At 73.6% G+C, this 21859-nt stretch carries 19 protein-coding genes; 15 read left to right on the top strand and 4 right to left on the bottom strand.

The window, feature by feature from the left end; all coding sequences use genetic code 11:
• Positions 1-246: 246 nt before the first annotated feature.
• The 7 genes from nagA to ptsP are packed head-to-tail and all read left to right on the top strand — an operon-like array spanning position 247 to position 5843.
• Positions 247-1407 carry an N-acetylglucosamine-6-phosphate deacetylase gene (nagA, locus tag ACQPXG_RS40370; protein WP_433464420.1) on the top strand — a complete coding sequence of 387 codons (1161 nt, stop codon included), beginning with the start codon at positions 247-249 and terminating at the stop codon, positions 1405-1407.
• On the top strand, positions 1404-2444 hold the full coding sequence (locus ACQPXG_RS40365) for an SIS domain-containing protein (RefSeq protein WP_433464419.1): 1041 nt from the start codon (positions 1404-1406) through the stop codon (positions 2442-2444). Before nagA ends, ACQPXG_RS40365 begins: the two co-directional genes overlap by 4 nt.
• Before the next feature lie 43 nt (positions 2445-2487).
• Positions 2488-2721: a glucose PTS transporter subunit EIIB gene (locus ACQPXG_RS40360; RefSeq protein WP_433464418.1), complete on the top strand. Its 234-nt coding sequence runs from the start codon at positions 2488-2490 to the stop codon at positions 2719-2721.
• Between the two features lie 19 nt (positions 2722-2740).
• Complete coding sequence (locus tag ACQPXG_RS40355) at positions 2741-3190, top strand: PTS sugar transporter subunit IIA (RefSeq protein ID WP_433464417.1); 450 nt, start codon at positions 2741-2743, stop codon at positions 3188-3190.
• Between the two features lie 4 nt (positions 3191-3194).
• On the top strand, positions 3195-3872 hold the full coding sequence (locus tag ACQPXG_RS40350) for an HAD family hydrolase (RefSeq protein ID WP_433464416.1): 678 nt from the start codon (positions 3195-3197) through the stop codon (positions 3870-3872).
• A gap of 14 nt (positions 3873-3886) precedes the next feature.
• Entirely contained in the window at positions 3887-4159 is a 273-nt protein-coding gene (locus tag ACQPXG_RS40345) for an HPr family phosphocarrier protein (RefSeq protein ID WP_433464415.1), read from the top strand.
• Between the two features lies 1 nt (position 4160).
• Positions 4161-5843: a phosphoenolpyruvate--protein phosphotransferase gene (ptsP, locus tag ACQPXG_RS40340; RefSeq protein ID WP_433464414.1), complete on the top strand. Its 1683-nt coding sequence runs from the start codon at positions 4161-4163 to the stop codon at positions 5841-5843.
• 7 nt (positions 5844-5850) lie between these two features.
• On the opposite strand, the gene ACQPXG_RS40335 is transcribed toward ptsP, so the two are convergent.
• From ACQPXG_RS40335 to ACQPXG_RS40320, 4 genes are all read right to left on the bottom strand, one after another.
• Positions 5851-6342 (bottom strand): hypothetical protein, encoded by a 492-nt coding sequence (locus ACQPXG_RS40335; RefSeq protein ID WP_433464413.1) that lies wholly within the window; start codon positions 6340-6342, stop codon positions 5851-5853.
• Positions 6343-6416: 74 nt separating this feature from the next.
• Positions 6417-8063, bottom strand: a complete 1647-nt coding sequence (locus ACQPXG_RS40330; RefSeq protein ID WP_433464412.1) for a glycoside hydrolase family 3 protein — start codon at positions 8061-8063, stop codon at positions 6417-6419.
• A gap of 100 nt (positions 8064-8163) precedes the next feature.
• Positions 8164-10329, bottom strand: a complete 2166-nt coding sequence (locus ACQPXG_RS40325) for a transglycosylase domain-containing protein (protein ID WP_433464411.1) — start codon at positions 10327-10329, stop codon at positions 8164-8166.
• A 382-nt stretch (positions 10330-10711) separates the two neighbouring features.
• Complete coding sequence (locus ACQPXG_RS40320) at positions 10712-11944, bottom strand: N-acetylglucosamine kinase (protein ID WP_433464410.1); 1233 nt, start codon at positions 11942-11944, stop codon at positions 10712-10714.
• Positions 11945-12005: 61 nt separating this feature from the next.
• Between ACQPXG_RS40320 and ACQPXG_RS40315 the strand changes: the two genes are divergently transcribed.
• The 8 genes from ACQPXG_RS40315 (at position 12006) to ACQPXG_RS40280 (ending at position 21771) form a co-directional block, all read left to right on the top strand.
• Positions 12006-12992 carry a MurR/RpiR family transcriptional regulator gene (locus tag ACQPXG_RS40315; protein ID WP_433464409.1) on the top strand — a complete coding sequence of 329 codons (987 nt, stop codon included), beginning with the start codon at positions 12006-12008 and terminating at the stop codon, positions 12990-12992.
• Entirely contained in the window at positions 12989-13885 is an 897-nt protein-coding gene (gene murQ / locus ACQPXG_RS40310; protein WP_433464408.1) for an N-acetylmuramic acid 6-phosphate etherase, read from the top strand. The genes ACQPXG_RS40315 and murQ overlap by 4 nt, the downstream gene beginning before the upstream one ends.
• A 170-nt stretch (positions 13886-14055) precedes the next feature.
• Entirely contained in the window at positions 14056-14703 is a 648-nt protein-coding gene (locus ACQPXG_RS40305) for an HAD family hydrolase (RefSeq protein WP_433464407.1), read from the top strand.
• A 23-nt stretch (positions 14704-14726) separates the two neighbouring features.
• Positions 14727-15236: a DUF6912 family protein gene (locus ACQPXG_RS40300; RefSeq protein ID WP_433464406.1), complete on the top strand. Its 510-nt coding sequence runs from the start codon at positions 14727-14729 to the stop codon at positions 15234-15236.
• Positions 15237-15336: 100 nt separating this feature from the next.
• The gene (gene pruA, locus ACQPXG_RS40295) at positions 15337-16968 is read left to right on the top strand and encodes an L-glutamate gamma-semialdehyde dehydrogenase (protein WP_433464405.1); all 1632 of its coding nucleotides are present in this window, start codon (positions 15337-15339) and stop codon (positions 16966-16968) included.
• A 126-nt stretch (positions 16969-17094) separates the two neighbouring features.
• On the top strand, positions 17095-17805 hold the full coding sequence (locus ACQPXG_RS40290) for an HAD family hydrolase (protein ID WP_433464404.1): 711 nt from the start codon (positions 17095-17097) through the stop codon (positions 17803-17805).
• A gap of 235 nt (positions 17806-18040) precedes the next feature.
• The gene (locus ACQPXG_RS40285) at positions 18041-19996 is read left to right on the top strand and encodes an acetoacetate--CoA ligase (protein WP_433464403.1); all 1956 of its coding nucleotides are present in this window, start codon (positions 18041-18043) and stop codon (positions 19994-19996) included.
• A gap of 179 nt (positions 19997-20175) precedes the next feature.
• Positions 20176-21771 (top strand): protein kinase domain-containing protein, encoded by a 1596-nt coding sequence (locus tag ACQPXG_RS40280; protein ID WP_433464402.1) that lies wholly within the window; start codon positions 20176-20178, stop codon positions 21769-21771.
• The last annotated feature ends 88 nt before the right edge of the window (positions 21772-21859 follow it).

The following is a 21859-nucleotide window of genomic DNA, read 5'->3' as shown; positions in this document are numbered from 1 at the left end:
AGGCATGTCAATGCACGAATCCGTAACGGCCCGGTCACGCGGCGACGAACTCAAGATCGACAAAGGCGCAGGTCAAACCGTCCTCCCGGACGGGGCATCGCTTCCGGCGGCGGACGAGTTTCGCCCTGCATCTTCATCTCCATCCGATTCGTGGAGTATGGTGCGTACCGGTCTAGTCCGGACTAGACCAGTGCAACGTCCGAAGGAGACGACCCGCGACCATCGCGTCACAGAGAGTGCGCCCCCATGGCATCACTGCTGATCACGGCCAACCGCATGATCATTACCCCCGCGGGCAGTCCTACCCGCGTGCTCTCCCCGGGATACGTGCGCGTGGAGAACGGCGTGATCGCCGAGGCCGGGGAGGGACGTCCGGCCGGTGTGCCCGACGCCGACCTGCCCGACGGCCTCCTCGCCCCCGGGCTGGTCGACCTCCAGGTGAACGGCTTCTTCGGCCACGACATGGTGGACGCGGACGAGAGCGGCTGGCACACCGTCGTCTCCCGCCTCCCCGAGACCGGCGTGACCGCCTTCCTCCCCACCTTCATCACCGCCCCGGTCGCGACGCAGGCCGCCGCACTCCGGCGCGCCCGCGGCCTCCTGCCGAACCTGCCGGACGGGACCCGCGTCCTCGGCGTCCACCTTGAGGGCCCGTTCCTGTCCGCGAAGCGCCGCGGCGCGCACAACGCCGCGCACCTCGCCGACCCGGCGCCCGACGCGATCCGGACCCTGCTGGAGACGGGCCTCGTCAAACTCGTCACCCTCGCGCCGGAACGGAACGGCGCGCTGGAGGCCATCCGCACCCTGACCGAGGCCGGCGTCCTGGTCAGCGTCGGGCACAGCGACGCCACCGCCGCGCAGGTCAAGGCCGCGGCCGACGCCGGAGCCCGCAAGGTCACCCACATCTTCAACGCGCAGACCGGAGTCCACCACCGTGACCCCGGCGTGGCCGTGCAGGCGCTCATCGACGACCGGCTGAGCCCCGGCCTCATCCTCGACCTGCACCATGTCGCGCCCGCGGTGGCCGAGCTGGTGTTCCGGGCCGCGCCGGGACGGGTCGTGCTCGTCACCGACGCCGCCTCCTCCGCCGGGATGCCGCCCGGCACCTACGATCTCGGCGGGGAGCCCATCACCATGCCCGGACAGGGCCCTCCGCTGCGCGCCGACGGCACGTTCGCCGGCTCCGGCCTCCGGCTGGACGAGGCGGTCGGCAACGCCGTCGGCCTCGGCCTCGACACGGCCACCGCGGTGGACGCCGCGACCCGGGTTCCGGCCGACCTCATCGGCCGTCCCGACCTCGGCCGGATCGCCCCCGGCGCGGCCGCCGACCTGGTCTGGCTGGGGCCGGACCACCGAGCGCTTGCGACGTGGGTCAACGGGCAGAAACTCTTCGGAGGGGGATCATGACCAGTCTGATGCGCGCCGAGATCGGTGAGCAGCCGGACGCGCTGCGCCGGACGATCGACGCGCTCCTCCCGCGCACGGCCGACATCGGGGCGCTGGCGCGGGAGACACGGCAGGTGCTGTTCATCGCGCGCGGCTCGTCCGACAACGCGGCGGTGTACGGGCGGTACCTGGTCGAATCGCACACCGGGCGGCTGGCCACGCTCGCCGCGCCGTCCATCGCCACGACCTACCGGCGCAAGCTGGACCTGTCGGGCGTGCTGGCCGTGGCGATCAGCCAGTCCGGCAAGACCGAGGAGATCGTCGAGACCCTCGACTGGGCGAGTGACTGCGGCGCCCGGACGGTCGCGGTCACCAACGGCGCGGCGTCGCCGCTCGCCGAGGCGGCCGAGGTCGCGCTGGTCACACGGGCGGGCGACGAGATCGCCGTCCCGGCCACCAAGACCTACACGACGCAGCTCGCCGCGCTGTCGGTGCTCGGCCTCGGCCTCGGCGCGGACGTCGCGGTGGACGACCTGCGCCGCGTCCCCGACGAGGTCGCCCGCATGATCACGCTGACCGAGGCGTCCCCGGCGCTGCCCGAGATCGTCCGCGAGCTGGCGGAGGTTCCGGGCGCGGTCGTGTCCGGGCGCGGCATCGCGTTCGGCACCGCGCTGGAGCTGGCACTGAAGATCAAGGAGGCGTGCTACCTGCACGCCATGGGCCTGTCGTACGCCGACCTGCTGCACGGCCCGATCGCCGTCGTCGACGCGCAGACCCCCGCGCTGCTCGTCGCGGCCGACTCCGGCCCGACCCTGCCAGGTGCCGTCGCGCTCGCCCGGCGGGTGGAGAGCGCGGGCGCCCGCGCCTTCGGCGTGGGCGGCGGTACGGAGCTGGCGCGGGCCTGCTCGGCCGCGCTGCCCGGCCCCGGGCTGCCCGAGTGGGTGGCACCGCTGGGCCTCATCGTCCCCGGCCAGATCCTGGTCGAGAACCTCGCCCGCCGGCTCGGCGTGGACCCCGACGTCCCGCGCGGCCTCAACAAGGTCACCCAGACCGACTGAGCCCAGAGCGGCCGGACGATCCGAACCCGGAAGAGAGAAGAGCATGGACAAGGCCGAGGCCATCATCGCCGCCCTGGGCGGCGCCGAGAACATCGTGGAGATCGAGCCGTGCGCGACCCGGCTGCGCACCGAGGTCTCCGACGCCGGCAAGGTCGACGACGCGGCGCTGAAGAAGGCGGGCGCGTTCGGCGTCATGCGCAGCGGCACCGTCGTGCAGGTCGTCGTGGGCCCGGAGGCCGACACCATCGCCAGCGACATCGAGGACATCCTCGACTGACCCCAAGGGAATCCCTCCAATGACCCGAGTACTGTCACCGGTCGCCGGCCGGGTCGTCGGCCTCGCCGGCGTCCCGGACCCGGTCTTCGCCCAGGCCATGGTCGGCCCGGGCACGGCGGTCGACCCCGAGCGCGGCCGCGGCCACGCCCTCGCGCCGGTCACCGGGAAGATCGTCAAGCTGCACCCGCACGCGTACGTCGTCGTGGACGACGAGGGCCACGGCGTCCTCGTGCATCTCGGCATCGACACCGTCAAGCTGAAGGGGCAGGGTTTCGAGCTCCTCGCCGCCGAGGGCGACGAGGTCACCGCCGGGCAGCCGGTCGTCGGCTGGGACCCGGCGGTGATCGAGGCCGGCGGACGCTCGCCGATCTGCGCGGTCGTCGCGCTCGACGCGGGCGCGGACGCCCTGTCGGATGTGATGGAGTCGGGTGAGGTGACGAAGGGGGCAGAGCTTTTCACATGGAGCTGAGCGCATGGCGGTGATCGGTCTCGGGGCGGCGGTGTTCGATCTCGACGGAACCCTCGTCGACACCGAGCCGCGCAACCGGGTGATGTGGTCGCGGCTGTTCGACGCGCACGGCGTGGCCCACGACGAGGCGCTGATCGCCTCGTTCGCGGGGCGCCGCGGGACCGAGGTGCTGGCGGACGTCGCGCACCTCTTCCCCGGCCGGACGGCCGAGGAGCTGTTCGCGCAGGCGATCTCCTACGAGACGCTGCCGGACATGCCGGCCGTCGCGCCCGTTCCCGGCGCCGTCGGCCTCGTCAGGTCGCTGGCGGACGCGGGCGTGCCGCTGGCCGTGGTGACGTCGGGGCAGCGCCCGTACGCCGAGGGGCTGCTGGCCGGGCTGGGCATCCGCGACCTGCTCGACCTCGTGGTGACCGCCGGCGACGTCGTCACCGGCAAGCCGCATCCGGAGGGGTACCTCGCCGCCGCCCGCGACCTGGACGTCCCGCCGGAGGAGACGATCGGGTTCGAGGACGCCCCGGCGGGCGTGGCGGCCGTCAAGGCCGCGGGCATGACGTGCGTCGGGGTGGTCACCACGCAACCGGCGGGCGCGCTGGCCGAGGCCGACCATGTGGTGGCCGATTTCAGGGAAGTGGACGTCGTGCCGGGCCCCGCGCTGCGGGTGCGCCGGCCGGTAACGAGTTAATGGGAGAGAGTCCGGTGACCGAGCGCAACGTCAAGATCGAGTCCAGGGTGGGGCTGCACGCGCGGCCGGCCGCGTTGTTCGTCCAGACCGCGGCCAAGGCCCCGATGGACGTGACCGTGGCCAAGCGCGGTGGCGCCCCGGTGAACGCCAAGAGCATCCTCGCCGTGCTGGGCATGGACGCGCGGCACGGCGAGGAGATCGTGCTGTCCGCGGAGGGCGAGGGCGCCGTGGAGCTCCTCGACGACCTGGAGAGGCTGCTGTCCACGCCGGAGCCCGAGGAGGCGTGACATGGGCGAGGTGCTGCGGGGCGCGGGCGTCAGCCCCGGTGTCGGGTTCGGGCCGGTCCGGAGCATCGCCGGGGCCGTCCCCGAGCCGCCCGCCGGGGCGCGGCACGGCGGCGACGCCGCCGCCGAGCGGGACACGGCGCTGGCCGCGCTGGAGGCCGTCGCCGCCGACCTGGAGGAGCGCGGGCAGCGCGCCGCCGCGGCCGGCAACACCGACGGGCGGGACGTCCTGAACGCGCAGGCCCTGATGGCCCGCGACCCCGGTCTCGCCGACGGCGTCGGCGCCAAGGTCGGCGAGGGGACGACGGCGGCCCGCGCCGTGTTCGAGGCGTTCGGTGTCTACCGGGACATGCTCGCGGGGGCGGGCGAGTACATGGCCGCCCGGGTCACCGATCTCGACGACATCCGCGACCGCGCGATCGCCCGGCTGCTCGGCCTCCCGATGCCCGGCGTCCCGGAGTCGGACGAGCCGTTCGTCCTGGTCGCCCGCGACCTCGCCCCGGCGGACACGGCCGTCCTCGACCCGGCGCACGTGGTCGCGTTCGTGACGGAGGAGGGCGGCCCGACCAGCCACACCGCGATCCTGGCCCGGACGATGGGCGTGCCCGCCGTCGTCGCGCTCCAGGGCGCCACGTCGCTCGCCGACGGGACCCGCGTCCTCGTCGACGGCGCGGCGGGGACGGTGCGTCCCGACCCGTCGGGCGACGAGGTGGCGGCGGCGCGTGCCTCCGCCGCCGCCCGTGCTTCGGTCCTGAAGGAGTCGACGGGACCGGGCGCCACCAAGGACGGGCACGCCGTCCCGCTGCTGGCGAACGTCGGCGGCCCGAAGGACGTCGAGGCGGCGCTGGCCAACGGCGCCGAGGGCGTCGGGCTGTACCGGACCGAGTTCCTGTTCCTGGACCGCGCGACGCCCCCGTCCGGCGAGGAGCAGGAAGAGGCGTACCGGAAGGTGCTGGAGGCGTTCCCGCACGGCCGCGTGGTCGTCCGGACGCTCGACGCCGGCGCAGACAAGCCCCTCGCGTTCCTGCCCGCCCCCGGCGACGAACCGAACCCGGCGCTCGGTGAGCGCGGGCTGCGGATGATGCGCCGGCACCCGGACGTGCTGGCCTCCCAGCTCGCGGCCCTCGCCCGCGCCACCGCGGGCCTGACCGTGAAGCTCCAGGTCATGGCGCCGATGGTGACGGACGCGGGCGAGGCCGCCTACTTCGCGGCCGCCTGCCGGGACGCGGGCATCGCGCATCCCGGCGTCATGGTCGAGGTTCCCGCCGCCGCGCTCCGGGCCGGCGACCTGGCGCCCGAGGTCGAGTTCTTCAGCATCGGCACCAACGACCTCACCCAGTACGCGTGCGCGGCGGACCGGCAGGTCGGCGGGCTCGCGCACCTGCAGGACCCGTGGCAGCCGGCCGTCCTCGACCTCGTCGCCCCGGCGGCCGGCGCGGGCGTCCCGTGCGGGGTCTGCGGCGAGGCGGCCGGCGATCCGGCGCTCGCCTGCGTGCTGGTGGGTCTCGGGGTGACGTCGCTGTCGATGAGCGCCCCCTCCCTGCCGCTGGTGCGGGCCGCGCTCGCCCGGCACACGCTGGACGAGTGCCGCAAGGCGGCCGGCGCGGCGCGGGCCGCGCGCTCCGCCGAGCAGGCCCGGGAGGCCGCCCGCGTCCACCTGCCCGGCCTCGCGGACCTCGGGCTGTGACCGGCGGTCAGCCCGCGATCTGCCAGTAGGTCCGAGTCTTGCGGAGGGTGAAGCTCGCGGCCAGGAGGCCGCCGGGGCTCGCGGGCTCACCCTTCCACCGGAGGTCCTCGAACCGGACGGTGCAGTCCCCGCCGGCCCCTTTCGCGCAGACCGGGACGGTCACGCCGCGCAGCGCCGCCACGTTCCGCGGACCCAGCTTCGCGCGGGCCCGGGCGAGCCCCGAACGGCAGCGTCCGGGCGCGCCGAACACCCGCCGCTCGTGTTCGGGCGTCAGAAACGCGCACGACTTCACGTTCCCCGCGGCGACTCCGCGCAGGTACCTGTACAGCGCCAGGCGCGCCGGAAGGGTCTCCTGCGGGGACGACGCGTTGGACGGGACGACGAACCGGGAGTCGCTGGGTTCGGGGGTGAGCGGCGGCATCGTGACGTCGTCCTTGCCGCCGCAGGCTCCCAGCAGCGGAAGTAACAGCATCATGGCGAGGGACGGCCGGACACGCACGGGGACCTCCTGGGGGCACGAAGGCGGCCCGATCCTCCCAGCAGAGGGGCCGTCGCGTCCATCGGAAGCGGTCCCTACCGGTAGTTCATTCCGTATCCGACGGGTTTGCCGCCCGCGGGGACCGGGAGCCTGCCCGTCGGTTTCACCGCGCCGCTCAGGACCCTGGCCAGCGCCTCCACCGACACGCCGCTGGAGGAGTAGGTGGCGAGCGCGGCCTCGGCGTTCCCGGCCGCGTCGAGGTCGTAGGGGCGGCCGAGCGCCGCGACGACCACCGGCTTCGGCCCGAGTGCCCGGATCCGGGACGCGGTCGCCGATCCCGCGTTGACGGTCGTCAGCACGGTGACGTCCGCCGCGCCGGGCGCCGCCGTCGCGACGCCCTGGCGGCGCAGAGCCGCCTGAAGCCGGCCGCTGTCCGGCCCGGAGACGGCGACCTTCTTCCCCTTGAGCGGCAGCAGCCCGCCGTCGTTGCGGACCAGCGTGACCGAGTGCTCCGCGACCCGCCGTGCCGCGGCCTTGTGGTCGGCCGTGCCGATCGCCGCGCTCGCCTTGGCCGGGTCGGCGGCCGTCCCCTGGAACAGGCCGCGCCGCTGCTTGAGCCTGAGGATCCGCGTCACCGACTCGTCCAGCCGCTTCCGGGGGATCTTCCCGGACCGGACGGCCTTCAGCACGGCGTCGTAGGCGCGCGGCAGGCTCGGCGGCATCAGCAGCTGGTCGGCGCCCGCGTTGATCGCCCGGACGGGGACGACCGCGTCGCCGTACTTCTCCCGCACCCCGGCCATCTCCAGCGAGTCGGTGGTGATGACCCCCTGGTAGCCGAGCTTCTCCCGCAGCAGCCCGGTGAGGACCGTCTTCGACAGGGTGGACGGGTCGCCCGACCCGTCGAGCTTCGGCACGACGATGTGCGCGGTCATGACGATGTCCACGCCGGCGGCGATCGCGGCCTTGAACGGCGGCGCGTCCAGCCGCTCCCAGGTGGCGCGCGAATGCTCGATCACCGGCAGCCCGGTGTGGCTGTCGGTCGCGGTGTCGCCGTGGCCGGGGAAGTGCTTGGCGGTCGCGGCGACCCCCGCGGCCTGGTAGCCGCCGATCGCGCCCTGCACGAGCGTGGACGCCGCCGCCGGTTCGGACCCGAACGAGCGCAGCCCGATCACCGGGTTGCGCGGGTTCACGTTCACGTCGGCGTCCGGCGCGTAGTCGAGGTTGATGCCGACCGCGCGCAGCTCGGCGCCGGTGACCTGCGCGGCGGCGCGGGCGTCGGCCGGGCTGCGGGTCGCGCCCAGCGCCATGTTGCCGGGGAACGCGGTGATGAACGGCGTGCGCGAGACGATGCCCTGCTCCTCGTCCACGCCGAGGAGCAGGGGGATCTTGGACGCCTTCTGCAGCGCGTTCGACTGCGCGGCGGTCTTCGCGGGGGTGGCGATGTTGCCGGGGAAGTAGATCAGCCCGCCGACGTGGTACTTCTTGATCTTGGTCAGCGCGTCGGCGCGGCTGGAGAAGGTGGGGACGAACAGCTGCCCGACCTTCTCCGCCGCGCTCATCTTCGCGACCTGGCCGGGGATCCACGCGTCCGGCGCCGGTGCCGGCGTCGCCGGGGAACCGGGCGCGGCGGAACGGGCGGACGGCGTCCGCCCGCCCTTCCCGCCCTCGCCGCCGCCGCAGCCCGCGGCCCCGCCTGCCAGCAGGGCCGCCGCCGCGAGCGCGAGGGAACGTGAGGCACGCACCTGACCAGGCCCCCCGACATGGTCTCGGTCACTCGGTCGCATCGGACGCCCGCGACCGTAGCCGCTCCCGGGTGCCGCTGTCGACTCGATCTCTCCCGGATCAGCGGGGGCCGGTGGTCGGGACGTCCGTTTCGCGGGCCTTCTCCTGGGCGGCCTTCTCCTGGGCGGCCTTGCGGCGGGCGACCTCCGGTGGCAGGGCGGGGGACGGCGCGGTGGAAGGCGAACCGCCGTCCTGGCCGCCGGGCTTCGGCTTGCCGGGGTTCTGCCCGGTCCGGTTCGGTTTCGACGGGTCGGCGTCGGCCCAGTTCGCGGCCACGCCCGAGAACGCGGGCTCGGGGAACGGCTGGGCCGGCAGGTCGCGGGTGACCTTGTCCATGAAGGACCGCCAGATCGTCGCCGGCAGGTTCTCCCCGGCTACCGTCCCGGTGAAGCCGGGCAGATTCCGCAGCGTCGCGGGCTTGGAGTTGCCGAGCACCACGGCCGTCGAGACCTGGGGGACGAAACCGACGAACCAGGCGGCACGGTTGTGCTCGGTGGTGCCCGTCTTGCCCGCGGCCTCGCGGTCGGACAGCGCCGCGCGGGTGCCCGTCCCGCCCTTGACGGTGGCCCGCAGCGCGTAGGTGGCCTGCGCCGCCTGCTCGGCGTCCAGCACCTGGCGCCCCGGCCGGTCCCAGGGCAGCGGGACCCGCCGGCCGCGCGCGTCGACGACCTTGGTGACGAGATGGGGGACGACGGACGTGCCGCCGTTGGCGAACGCCGCGTACCCGGCGGCCTGGGTGACCGCCGAGACGTCGGGGATGCCGAGCGCCACCCCCGCCTGCCCCTTGAACGGCGCGAGGGCGTCACCGGGAACCCCGAACAGCCGCGCGGTCTCCAGGACGTCCGAGATCCCCGTCTTCAGCGCGGCCTTCACGTATCCGGTGTTGACCGACAGGGCCGTCGCCTTGACCATGTCCACCGTGCCGAGCGAGCCGATCTCCTCGTCGTTGTCGACCTTGTAGCCCGGCGCGGTCATCGGCGTGACGTCGCCGTTCGGCGCGAACTTCTGCGGGGACCTGCCGCTCACCCTCGTCCGGACGCTGAGGCCCTTGCGCAGCGCCGCGGCCAGCACGTACGGCTTGAACGTGGAGCCCGCCTGCGCGACCGGCGCGAACACCGAGTCGACCTGGCTGCGCTTCGGGTCGCCGCCGTAGAGCGCCTTGACCGCGCCGGTCCGGGAGTCGACGGCGACGAGCCCGGCGCGCACGGTCCCGGGCCACCGCGGCTCGTCAGCCTGGCGCATGGCCTGCTCGGCGTGCCGCATCCAGCGCTGGTCCAGCCCGGTGTAGATCTTCAGGCGGCCGTTCACGACGCTGTCCATCGGGATGCCGATGCCCGCGAGCTCCTCCTCGACCCGCTGCCGGACGAGGAGGTCCTGGCCGGACAGGCCGACACCGGTCCACTCGGCCTGCGTCCTCGGGAAGCGCTGCCGGCCGGCCTCGGCCCGGCCGAGCCTGCCCATCGACACCATCCCGTCCAGGACGTACTTCCAGCGGGTGCGCAGCGCGCGGGCCGCGGCGCCGTCGCCCTGCGTCCGGAAGTACGTCGGCCGCTGGATCATCGCGCCGAGCAGGGCGCACTCGGCGACGTCGAGCTGCCAGACGTCCTTGTCGAAGTAGGCGCGGGCCGCCGCCTGCACCCCGGAGGTCTGCCGGCCGAAGTAGATCGTGTTGAGGTACAGGTCGAGGATCTCGTCCTTGCCGCGGTTCCGGTCGAGCTTCACCGCGATGAAGATCTCCTTGACCTTGCGGCGCATCGTCCGGTCGCGGCTGAGCCCCTTGAAGTAGTTGCGGGCGAGCTGCTGGGTGATGGTCGAGCCGCCCTGGGTGTCGCGCCCGGACGCGTTGTTCCACAGGGCGCGGAACGTCCCGGTGGGGGAGACGCCGTGGCCGCCGTAGAAGCCGCGGTCCTCGGCGGCGAGCACCGCCCAGCGCAGCCGGTCGGGGATCTGGTCGTGCCGGACGCTCTCACGGTTGGCGCCGAGGCGGAACAGCGGCGTCCGGCCGTCGGCGTAGTAGACCGTGGAGCCCTCGTCGGTGACGCCGTCCTGCGGCTGCGTCGGCAGCGGGGTCCGGATGTAGGCGACGGCGGTGACGACGGCCGGCAGGACGACCGATGTGATGATCATCACGATCGCCCTGCGGCGCGGGCGCAGCCGGCCTCGGACGGCGCGGGACAGGCGGGTGAGGACAGGCCGGAAACGGCGTGCCCTGGGGAGGGAGTGCATGCGACCTCGTTCGACGTGGAGTACGGAGTCGGCCGTCGTCCGGGCCTTGGGAGCGCAGGGCGGGCATGCGTCTGGCATGCGCGAGGTAGCGGGGGCGCCTGCGGGTCGGTGGAGATGTCCCGCGCGGACGACGCTGCGGAGTAACGCAGTCGATTCGGTAGAGCCACGCCTGTGGCCGGTGGTCCCGCAGGACACGGCCCCATCGGGACCGGTCCCACGGCTCTGCTGCCACCGTGGTAACAGCTTAATCACGATGGACCCCGGGATCGCAAGCAATTGCGGATCTTGTGGGGTCCATCGCGATGAACCTGGCGGCCGGGCCGGATCGGGGCGGCCGGGCCGGAGCCGGACGGGGCCTTCCGCCGCGGAGGCGGGGGACGGCTCAGCCGGGCAGAGGGTGGCCGAGGCGGCGCAGCGCCATCCCGGCCGCGCCGACGGCCCCGTCGCCGGCGCTGCGCGGCGCTTCGGTGAAGCGGGCGCGCAGCCCGGTGCGGACGGCCTCGGCGACGGGGCCTTCACGGAGCACCGAGCCGTGCATGACGACCGGTGCGCGGGGGTCGGACAAGGCCGGGCGCACCGCGTCGACGTCGCGCAGCAGCCACTGCGCGGCCTCCTCGGTGATGCGCCTGGCCACGGGATCGCCGGCGGCCGCGGCGGCGGCGACGACCGGGCCGAGCCGGCCGAGGGCCGCGGGCGGGCGGCCGTACACCTCCTTGATGATCGCTTGGGCGAGACGGGGGTCGGGCGGGGCTCCGGGCGACTCGGCACGGCCCGGTGGCCCGTGCGGGCCGGTCGGCCCGTTGCCGGGAGCGGGGTAGGGAGCGGACGGCGGATAGGCGGACGGCGGACAGGCGGATTCGGGGACCAGCACGGCGGTGCCCGTGCCGCCCCCGCCCGGGGAGGCCCCTCCGGAGACGAGCGTGGCGGGTTGCGGGAGCACGGAGGGACCCGGTGACGACGAAGGGGCGCCGGCCATGGCCAGCGCCCTGGGGTGGCGGGGTCTCCGCCGTTCCGAGTCGATCTCCGCGACCACGGTGGCGCCGAGCAGCGCCCGGGGGACCGAATCGGTGAGCAGCGTCGGGGAGCCGCGGCCGTCGTAGGCGGCGAGCGCCGCCCGGACGGCCTCCTTCCCGAGCCACACCGCCGAACCCTCGTCCCCGACGAGCCAGCCGTAGCCGTCCGCGCGCTGCACGATCGTCCCGTCGCTGATGACCGCCGCGCCGGCGCCCGTGCCGGAGAACACCACGATGCCCTTGGGCTCGCTGGTTCCGGCGGCGAACGCCACCGCGATGTCGGTCACCACCGCGGGCGAGCCGCGCAGCCCGACGGCCTGCCATGCCCGCCGTGCCGCCGTGACGGCGGCGGGCCGGCCGGCGGAGCCGGCACCGGCGATCCCGAAGACGCCGGTGAGGATGTGGGTACGGTCCAGGTCCCCGAGCGCCTCCCGCAGGGCGGTGGTCAGCGCCCCCGCGGTGTCGCCTCCTGAGTTGGGGTTGGCCCCGGGGCCGGTGCCGGAACCGGCCAGGGCGCCCCCGAGCGTCAGCACGACGCAGCGGGTCTTCGTGCCACCCGCGTCGATACCGACCACGTAAGGACCGGCCAAATGGGTCAACACATGGCGACCGTAGCCTTTTCTACCGTTGACGTGACATCCTGCGCGTAAGAAAATTTCCTCCATGAGGAAACCCATCGGCCCCGAAGGGGGCCCCGAGCGGGGGATCACGGGGGAGCCCGGAGCGTCACGGGGCGACGCGGCCGGCCAGTCCAAGGACAGGGACGCCACACCGCTGAGCACCGTGGTGCGCGTCCGATCGTTGCTGCCCTCGCTGCCCCCCGCCGAGCGACGAGTCGCTCAACGCGTCATCGACGATCCCGAAGGGGTCGCCAACTCCACCATCACCGAGCTCGCACAGGCATGCGGCACCTCCGAGACCACCGTCATCAGGTTCTGCCGCGCGATCGGATTCCACGGCTACCCGGGGCTGCGGCTGACCCTCGCCACCGAGGCGGGACGGGCCCAGAGCGCCACCGGCGGCCGGATCATCGGCAGCGACATCAGTCCTGACGACTCCCTCGAACAGATCGTTGAGAAGGTGACCTTCGCCGATGCCCGGGCCGTCGAGGAGACCGCCGCCCAGCTCGACATCAAGATGCTCGAGCAGGTCGTGGACGCGGTCGTCGCCGCGGACCGGGTGGACGTCTACGGCGTCGGCGCCAGCGCGTTCGTCGCCGCCGACTTCCAGCAGAAGCTGCACCGGATCGGGCGGGTCTGCTCGGCCTGGGCGGACGCCCACATCATGCTCACCAGCGCCGCCGTGCTCGGCCCCGGCGACGTGGCGATCGGCATCTCGCACACCGGCGCGACGGTGGAGACCATCGACGCGCTGGAGGTCGCGAAGACCAGGGGCGCGAAGACCGTGGCGCTCACCAACTTCCCGAAGTCCCCGATAGCGGAGGCGGCGGACCTGATCCTGACGACGGCCGCGCGGGAGACGACCTTCCGCTCGGGCGCCACCGCCAGCCGGCTGGCGCAGCTCACGGTGGTCGACTGCGTCTTCGTCGGAGTGGCGCAGCGCACCTACGGGCCGACCCGCAAGGCCCTGGAAGCCACGTTCGAGGCGGTCCGCGGGCGGACCGTGCGACCCGACCGGAGGCGTCGGTGATCGATTGCGAGCTCCCCACCGAGGGACGGAACCCCCGGACCCTCGACGTCGACACGCTGCCGACCATGGAGGTGCTACGCCTGATCAACACGGAGGACGCGACCGTGCCGATGGTCGTCGCCTCCGTCCTGCCCGAGGTCGCCCGGCTGGTCGACCTCGCCGTCGACTCCCTGCGCGCGGGCGGCCGCGTGCACTACTTCGGCGCCGGGACGTCCGGCCGCCTCGCGGTGCTCGACGCCGCCGAGCTGCCCCCGACGTTCGGCATCTGGGGCCGGGTGGTGGCCCACCACGCCGGCGGCCCCGGCGCGCTGTCCCAGGCCATCTCGGACGTCGAGGACGACGCGGAGCTCGGCCGCCGGGACGCCCGCGACGTCCAGCCGGGCGACGTCGTCGTCGGCATCGCGGCGAGCGGCCGCACCCCGTACGTGGTGGGGGCGCTGCGCGCCGCCGCCGCGGCCGGGGCGCGCACCGCGCTGATCAGCTGCAACCCGCACACGCCGTACGGGGACGAGGTGGAGGTGCACATCGGCCTCGCCACCGGGCCCGAGGTGATCAGCGGGTCCACCCGGATGAAGGCGGGCACGGCGACCAAGCTGGTGCTCAACTCCTTCTCCACCACGCTGATGATCAAGATGGGGCGCACCTACTCCAACCTGATGGTCAGCGTGAACGCGCTCAATTCCAAGCTGCGCACCCGGCTGGTGCGCATTCTCACCGAGGCGACGGGCATGGACGCCCGCACCTGCGAGAACGCGCTGGCCGAGGCGGGGGGGAACACCCGCGTCGCGCTGGTCTCGCTGCTCGGCGAGGTGCCCGCGGCACGCGCGACGATGGTGCTGGAGGAGACCGACGGCGGTGTCCGCGAGGCCCTCCAGCGGCTCAGATCGGCCTGACCGGGGAAGGGTGACCCGATCCGGGGTCGCTGCAGGAGACCGGCCGGCGCGGGAGACGCCGGCCGCCGGGGGCTCCGTGATCATGCGATCGTCCCCGCACCGATCGCATGGTCACGGACGCGGCAGAACGGGGTTCGGTCATTCGGGCCGGCATCGCCTACCATCGGCGCGTGCCCTCCGAACCCACCGTCAAAGCCGTGATCACCGACTGGGGCGGCGTGCTGACGTCCCCGCTCGCCGACGCCATCGACATCTGGCTCGCCGCGGATCGCATCGACTCCGCGCATTACAAGAACGTGATGCGCGCCTGGGTGAAGCAGGCCTACGACGGAGCCGGGACGAACCCGATCCACGGCCTGGAGGACGGCTCCCTCGCCCCCGAGGAGTTCGAGCGGCTCCTCGCCGCGGAGCTGCTCACCGTGGACGGCGGCCCCGTGGAGGCCGCCGGTCTCATCGCCCGCATGTTCGGCGCGTTCGACCCCGTGGAACCGATGTACGACGCGCTCCGCGCCGCCCGCGCCGCCGGGACCCGCACCGCGCTGCTGTCCAACTCGTGGGGCAACGAGTATCCCCGCGACCTGTTCGCCGGCCTCTTCGACGAGGTCGTCATCTCCTGCGAGGTCGGGATGCGCAAGCCCGACGAGCGCATCTTCCGGCACGCCCTGGACCTGCTCGGCCTCACCGCCGCCGAGTGCGTCTTCATCGACGACATCGACCACAACGTCCGCGCCGCCGAGGCCCTCGGCATCCGCGGGATCCTGCACACGGCCCCCGACACCACGATCGCCGGACTTCGAGAGCTGAACCTCCTGCCCTGACGTCTGGCAGACTGCTGACCGTCATGCGCGTCTACCTGCCGTCCACGCTCACGCTGCTCGCCGGCGTCCACACCGCGCGGGAGATCGGCCCCGCGCCGCTCGCCGCGCACGCCGTCACGCCCGCGCTGCGCGAGTGGTACGCGGGCGGCGACCTGGAGGAGCTGGAGTACGCGGCGATGTCCGCCGCGGCCCGCGCCTCGCTGCGCCTGCTCGCCGCCGACCCGTCCGCGCCCCGCCGCCGGGTCGTGCTGGCCGCCGAGATTCCCGACGACCAGGTCACCTGGCCGCGCGGCGACGCCGGCCTGGCGAACGACGACCGCGCCCTGGTCGAGCTCGCCGTCCCCGTCCCCTGGAAGCTGATCGCCTCCGGCCACGTCGACGACCCGGCCGCCGTCCCCGACGTCACCGCCGCCGCGGACGCCCTTCCCGCCGCCGACGCCGGCGACGACGACGCCCGCTTCACCGTCGACGGCGCCGAGGGCCACGAGCTGCTCTGGTACGCCACCCAGGAGCTCCCCCACCTCCTGGACTGACGAGGCGCCCGGACGAGTCGTTTCCCGTCTTTCGTCCGCGGACGGGCGGGTAGGTCCATCGGCACGTCGACAATGCCGTCGGATCGCAGGGAGCCGTCAGATGGACGCCGTGACGAACGTGCCGGTTCCGGTGAACGAGCCGGTCAAGGGGTATGCGCCGGGCAGCGGCGAGCGGGCCGCGCTGGAAGCCCGGATCAAGGAGCTGGGCGGCGCGCAGACCGAGCTGACCATGACGATCGGGGGCGAGCGGCGCATGGGCGCCGGCACGCCCATCGACGTCGTGGAGCCGCACAACCACCGGCACGTCCTCGGCCGGATGGGCGACGCCGTCGAGGCGGACGTGGCCGAGGCCGTCGCGGCGGCGCGGGAGGCGGCGCCCGCGTGGCGGGCGATGGCGTTCGAGGACCGCGCCGCGATCTTCCTGCGCGCCGCCGACCTGCTCGCCGGGCCGTGGCGGGCCACGCTGAACGCCGCGACGATCCTCGGCCAGTCCAAGTCGGTGCAGCAGGCCGAGATCGACGCAGCCTGCGAGCTGATCGACTTCTGGCGGTTCAACGTCCGCTACGCGCAGCAGATCCACGAGCAGCAGCCGCTGTCCTCGCCCGGCGTGTGGAACCGGCTGGAGTACCGGCCGCTGGAGGGGTTCGTCCTCGCCATCACCCCGTTCAACTTCACCGCGATCGCCGGGAACCTGCCGACGGCACCCGCCCTGATGGGCAACGTCGTGGTCTGGAAGCCGTCCCCGACGCAGCAACTCGCCGCGCACCACACGATGCGGCTGCTGGAGGCCGCGGGCCTGCCGCCCGGTGTGATCAACATGGTCACCGGGAACGGGCGGGCCGTCTCGAACGTGGCGCTGCGCCATCCCGACCTCGCCGGCCTGCACTTCACCGGGTCCGTCGCCACGTTCCGGAACCTCTGGCGCGCGATCGGCGAGAACATCGCCGGCTACAAGGGCTACCCGCGCATCGTCGGCGAGACCGGCGGTAAGGACTTCGTCGTCGCGCACCCGTCCGCCGACCCCGCCGTGCTGAAGACGGCGCTCGTCCGCGGCGCCTTCGAGTACCAGGGGCAGAAGTGCTCCGCCGCGTCCCGCGCCTACATCCCGCGCTCCGTCTGGGACGGGATGCGCGACGAGTTCTGCGCCGAGGCGGAGTCGCTCACCATGGGGAACGTCGCCGAGGACCTGACCGCCTTCATGGGCGCCGTGATCGACGACCGCGCCTTCGCCAAGCACCGCGCCGCCATCGAACGCGTCCGCGGCGTCGGCACCGCCACGGTCCTCACCGGCGGCGAGCTGGACGACTCGCGCGGCTACTTCGTCCGGCCGACCGTGCTGGAGTCGTCCGACCCGGCCGACGAGATCTTCACCAGCGAGTACTTCGGGCCGATCCTCGGCGTGCACGTCTACGCGGACCGCGACTACGACGCGGTCCTCAACCAGATGGAGAGCGTCTCCGAGTACGGGCTGACCGGTGCGATCATCGCCGAGGACCGCGCGGCGATCGCCGCCGCCACCGGCGCGCTCCGCTTCGCCGCCGGGAACTTCTACATCAACGACAAGCCGACCGGCTCCGTCGTCGGCCAGCAGCCGTTCGGCGGCGCCCGCGCGTCCGGCACCAACGACAAGGCCGGTTCCGTCTTCAACCTCACCCGATGGACGAGCGTCCGCTCCATCAAGGAGACCCTCGTCCCGCCCACCGACCACCGCTACCCCCACATGGGCCCCTAAGCGGCGGTGACGAGGGACCGCCGTGCGGTTGCGGCGGACGCCCGGAGGCCGGACGATAGGTTCGCCTACGGCCGCGGGCGCTGCACCGGCGCCTGTGCACGCTTTACCGACGCGCATGGGAACGGGATGTCGACGCTGAACCGTCTGGTGCTGTGGAACATCGACCACACCCTGGTCGACGTCGGGCGGGTCACCCGGGACGCCTACGCCGAGGCGTTCCAGCGGACCATCGGGCGGCCCCTCGTCCGGCTCCCCCCCACCCCCGGCCGCACCGAGTCCGAGATCATCTTCGAGACACTCGCGTTCAACGACGTCGTCACCACCGACGACCATCTCCCCGCCTTCTTCGACGCGCTTTCGGCGGCGTTCGCGTCCCGCCGCGACGACCTGCGCGCGCACGGCCGGGTCCTCGCCGGCGCCCGGGAGGCCGTCGAGGCGCTCGCCCACGTTCCCGGCGTCGTCCAGTCCGTGCTGACCGGCTCCGTCCAGCCGAACGCCGTCCTCAAGGTGACCGAGTTGGGGCTCGCCGGCCACCTCGACCTGGAAGCCGGCGGCTACGAGAACGGCGTCTACAGCAAGGCCGCGCTCCTGGAACTCGCCCGCACCCGTGCGGGCGAGCGCCACCGCGCCCGCTACCCCGAGTCCGCGACGGTCTACATCGCCGACTCTCCCCGCGACGTCCAGGCCGCGCACATCGCGGGGTCCCCGATCATCGCCGTCGCCACCGGCAGCGCCACCGAGGCCGAACTCCGCGCCGCCGGCGCCGAACGCGTCCTCGCGACCCTGGCCGACACCAACGCCGTGGTCAGCGCGGTCGCCGACCTGACCCGCATCTGACGCCTGCGGCGCGCGGCGGCGGACATCCTTCTGCGGAAAGCCGGGTGTGTGGCGGCGGGGGATGAGCGCGGCGGGTTCTGTGTGGGGGCGCGGGGTTGTCCCGAGCGGGGCTTTGACCTGGGATGGGACGAGGACGGGCGCGTGGTGGCGGGCGCCTCGGGGAAGTTGCGCGGTGTGCGGAGCGGGGCCGATATTGGGATTGCCGCGCGCCGTGGCGCGGCGGGGAGGGAGAGAGATGGCCGGTGAGGTGTCCGAGGGTTCGGCGCTGTGGGAACCGTCGGAGGAGGTCGTCGCGAACGCGCGGGTGACCCGTTTCGTCCACTGGCTGTGGGACAGAGGCGTCCTCACGGAGTCCTATGACGAACTGTGGCGCTGGTCGGTCACGGAGGTCGACGCGTTCTGGGACGCAATCTGGTCGTACTTCGAGGTCGTCGGCGAGCGCGGCGACGGTCCCGTCCGCGCGGGCGGGCCGATGCCCGTGGACGGCCTGAAGTGGTTCCCCGGCGCCACCCTCAACTACGCGGCGAACGCCCTGCGCCGGGCGCAGGAGACGCCCGACGAGACCGCGGTCGTCTTCCGGTCGGAGGCGGGCGGGCACCGGGTGCTGACCTACCGGGAACTGGCGCTGCACGTGGCGGAGGTCCGCGCGGGCCTGGCCGGCCTGGGCGTCGGCAAGGGCGACCGGGTCGCCGCCTACGTCCCGAACATCCCCGAGGCGCTGATCTGCTTCCTGGCGACGGCGTCGCTGGGCGCGATCTGGTCGTCCTGCTCTCCCGACTTCGGATCGTCCTCGGTCATCGACCGGTTCGCGCAGATCGAACCCAAGGTCCTGATCGCCGTGGACGGCTACGCCTACAACGGCAAGCGGTTCGACCGCCGCGGGACCGTCGGCGAGATCGAGGCCGAGCTGCCGAGCCTGGCCGCGACGGTCCTCATCCCGTACCTCGACCCGGCCGCGACCCCCGACGGGCTGCGGGTGGGCATGCACTACGGCGACCTGCCCCGCCGCGACCACGACACGCTGGAGTTCGAGGACGTCCCCTTCGACCACCCGCTGTGGGTCGTCTACTCGTCCGGCACGACGGGCCTGCCGAAGCCGATCGTCCACGGGCACGGCGGCGTCGTCCTCGAACATCTGAAGGCCCTGTCGTTCCACCAGGACCTCGGCCCCGAGGACGTGTTCTTCTGGTTCACCACCACCGGCTGGATGATGTGGAACTACCTCATCGGCGGCCTGCTGGTGGGGTCCGCCATCGTCATGTACGACGGCGCGCCCCTCGACCTGTGGCGGCTCGCCGCCGAGAACGGCGTCACCTACATGGGCGTCGGCGCGCCCTACATCACGGCCACGGCGAAGGAGGGCCGCCGCCCCGGCCGGGAGTTCGACCTGTCCGGTCTGCGCGGCATCGGCTCCACCGGCTCGCCGCTGCCGCCCGAAGGCTTCGCCTGGGTGTACGAGGCGGTCGGCGAGGACCTGCTCCTCGGCTCCTTCTCCGGCGGGACCGACCTCTGCACCGGCTTCGTCGGTCCCTCGCCGCTCCTGCCGCTGCGCGCCGGCGTCATCCAGTGCCGCGGGCTCGGCGCGAAGGTCGAGGCGTTCGGTGAGGATGGCGAACCGGTCGTGGACGAGGTGGGCGAGCTGGTCATCACCGAGCCCATGCCGTCCATGCCCGTCTTCTTCTGGAACGACGAGGACGGCGAACGCTACACCGGCTCCTACTTCGACATGTACGCGGGCGTGTGGCGGCACGGCGACTGGATCAAGATCCTCCCGGATGGCGGCTGCGTCATCTACGGCCGCTCCGACTCCACCCTCAACCGCGGCGGCGTCCGCATGGGCACCTCCGACTTCTACCGCGTGGTCGAGGCGTTCGACGAGATCACCGACAGCCTCGTCATCGACACCGGCCGCCTCGGCCAGGAGGGCCGGCTGCTCCTCTACGTCCAGCTCGCCGAGGGCGCGTCGCTGACCGACGAGCTGGTGGCGGACCTCAGGCGGGAGATCCGCTCCGCGCTGTCGCCCCGGCACGTCCCGGACGAGATCACCGCCGTCCCCGGCATCCCCCGGACGCTGTCCGGCAAGAAGCTGGAGGTCCCCGTCCGCAAGATCCTCCAGGGCACCCCGGTCGACAAGGCCGCCAATCGCGACTCCATGGCCAACCCGGAGGTCCTCCCCCACTTCACCCCCTGACGGCATTAGGGTGGTGCCTCGTCCCAAACGTGTCCGATCGGAAGCGGTGGGGCAGATCCCGTCGGATGGTCGCAGGATCGGGTGAACTCCCCTCGGGTCTCGCGCGTCACACAGTCGAAGGGGCGATCCGGGCCCGGGGCCGACGCGGCCCGTCGATCGAGAGAGGGACGGTTCCACGCATGGAGGTTGGGGCGCTGCGGTCCGGAGACCCGGACCGGCTGGGGTCGTACGCCCTGATCGGCCGGGTGGGCGAGGGCGGCCAGGGCACCGTGTTCCTGGGCGCGGCCGAGGACGGCCGGCAGGTCGCGATCAAGCTGCTGCACGCCGAGCTGACGTCCGACGACAAGGCGCTCGCCCGGTTCCTGCGCGAGCTGGAGGTCGCCAAGCAGGTCGCGCCGTTCTGCACGGCGCAGGTCATCGACGCGGACGCCACCGGCGACCGGCCCTACATCGTCAGCGAGTACGTGCCCGGCCCGTCGCTGAACCAGCACGTGCTGGAGGACGGCCCGCTCGGCGGCGCGGCGCTGGACCGGCTCGCGGTCGGCACAGCGACGGCGCTGGCGGCGATCCACCAGGCGAAGATCGTCCACCGGGACTTCAAGCCGCACAACGTGCTGCTCGGACCGGACGGCCCGCGCGTCATCGACTTCGGCGTCGCCCGCGCGCTCAGCGGCGGCACCACGCTCACCAGCAGGGTGATCGGCACCCCGTCCTACATGGCGCCCGAGCAGATCAGCGGCGACGTGGTCGGGACGGCCGCGGACGTGTTCTGCTGGGCGGCGACGCTCGTGTACGCCGCCACCGGGCAGCCCCCCTTCGGGCAGGACACCATCCCGGCCGTGATCAACCGGATCCTGCACGAGCAGCCCGAGCTCGGCGGCATCGACGGTCCGCTGCGCGAGCTGGTGCTCGACTGCCTGGAGAAGGACCCGGCGCTGCGCCCCGGCGCCCGGCAGGTGCTGATGCGGCTGCTCGGGCACGAGGAGGCCGTGGCGCGTCCCGCCGCGCGTCCGTCCGGCGACACCGACGAGACCGCGATGCTCGCCGCCGGATCCGTCCTCGCGGCCGAGGCCGGCGACGAGGACGAGGTGTTCGGGGCGGCCCCGGTGTTCGCCGACGACCCCGTCTTCGAGGACGACCCCGTCCTCCAGGACGCGGCGTACGCGACCCCGGCGGCCGCGGACGCGGCCCTGGACCACGAGGCCCAGGAGGGCCACGCGGCCGGGCCGCTGCCCACGCCCGCCGAATGGGCCGCCGGCAACACCCTTCCCCGTGACCTCCCCGGCGAGAACGGCGGGAGGCGCGGCGGGCTGCGGCACGCGCTCGCCGGTTCCGGCCGCTCCGCCGCGCTGGCGGGGGCCGCAGCCCTGTTCGTCGCGATCGTGGTGATCTCCTCCGTGCTCGTGCTCGCCTCGGGCGACAAGGGCAAGGCGGGCCAGAAGGTCAGCGACCCGAGCGCCCCGCCCGCGTCGACCGACGTCGTGCCGAGCTCGGAGCCGTCGATCCCCCGGCGGCCCGTCGAGCAGGCGCCGGCGACCTCCCAGGCGCCGGTGACGCCGACCGACAGCGGCACGCCGACGGACAGCGGCACCCCGACCGACAGCTCGTCCCCGTCCGTGACGCCGACCAGGCCGACGCCCACCGGCTCGCAGACGCCGACGGGCAAGCCCACCGATCCTCAGACGCCGACCGACCCGGAGCCGCCGACCGGGCCCGGCACGGGCGATGGCGGCGGCGGCACCGGGACCGGCACCGAGGGCCAGACCACCGGCTGACACCCACGGCCCGGGATCGGACGATCACGTCCGGTGACGCCGCACGGCCTGACAGGGTGGGATAGGCCACGTTGGAGTTGCCGCAGAG

The sequence above is a fragment of the Spirillospora sp. CA-128828 genome, from assembly GCF_050945415.1.
GTDB lineage: Bacteria > Actinomycetota > Actinomycetes > Streptosporangiales > Streptosporangiaceae > Spirillospora.
Note: the sequence above shows the minus strand (reverse complement) of the source record. Positions and strands in the feature narration are given on the sequence as shown.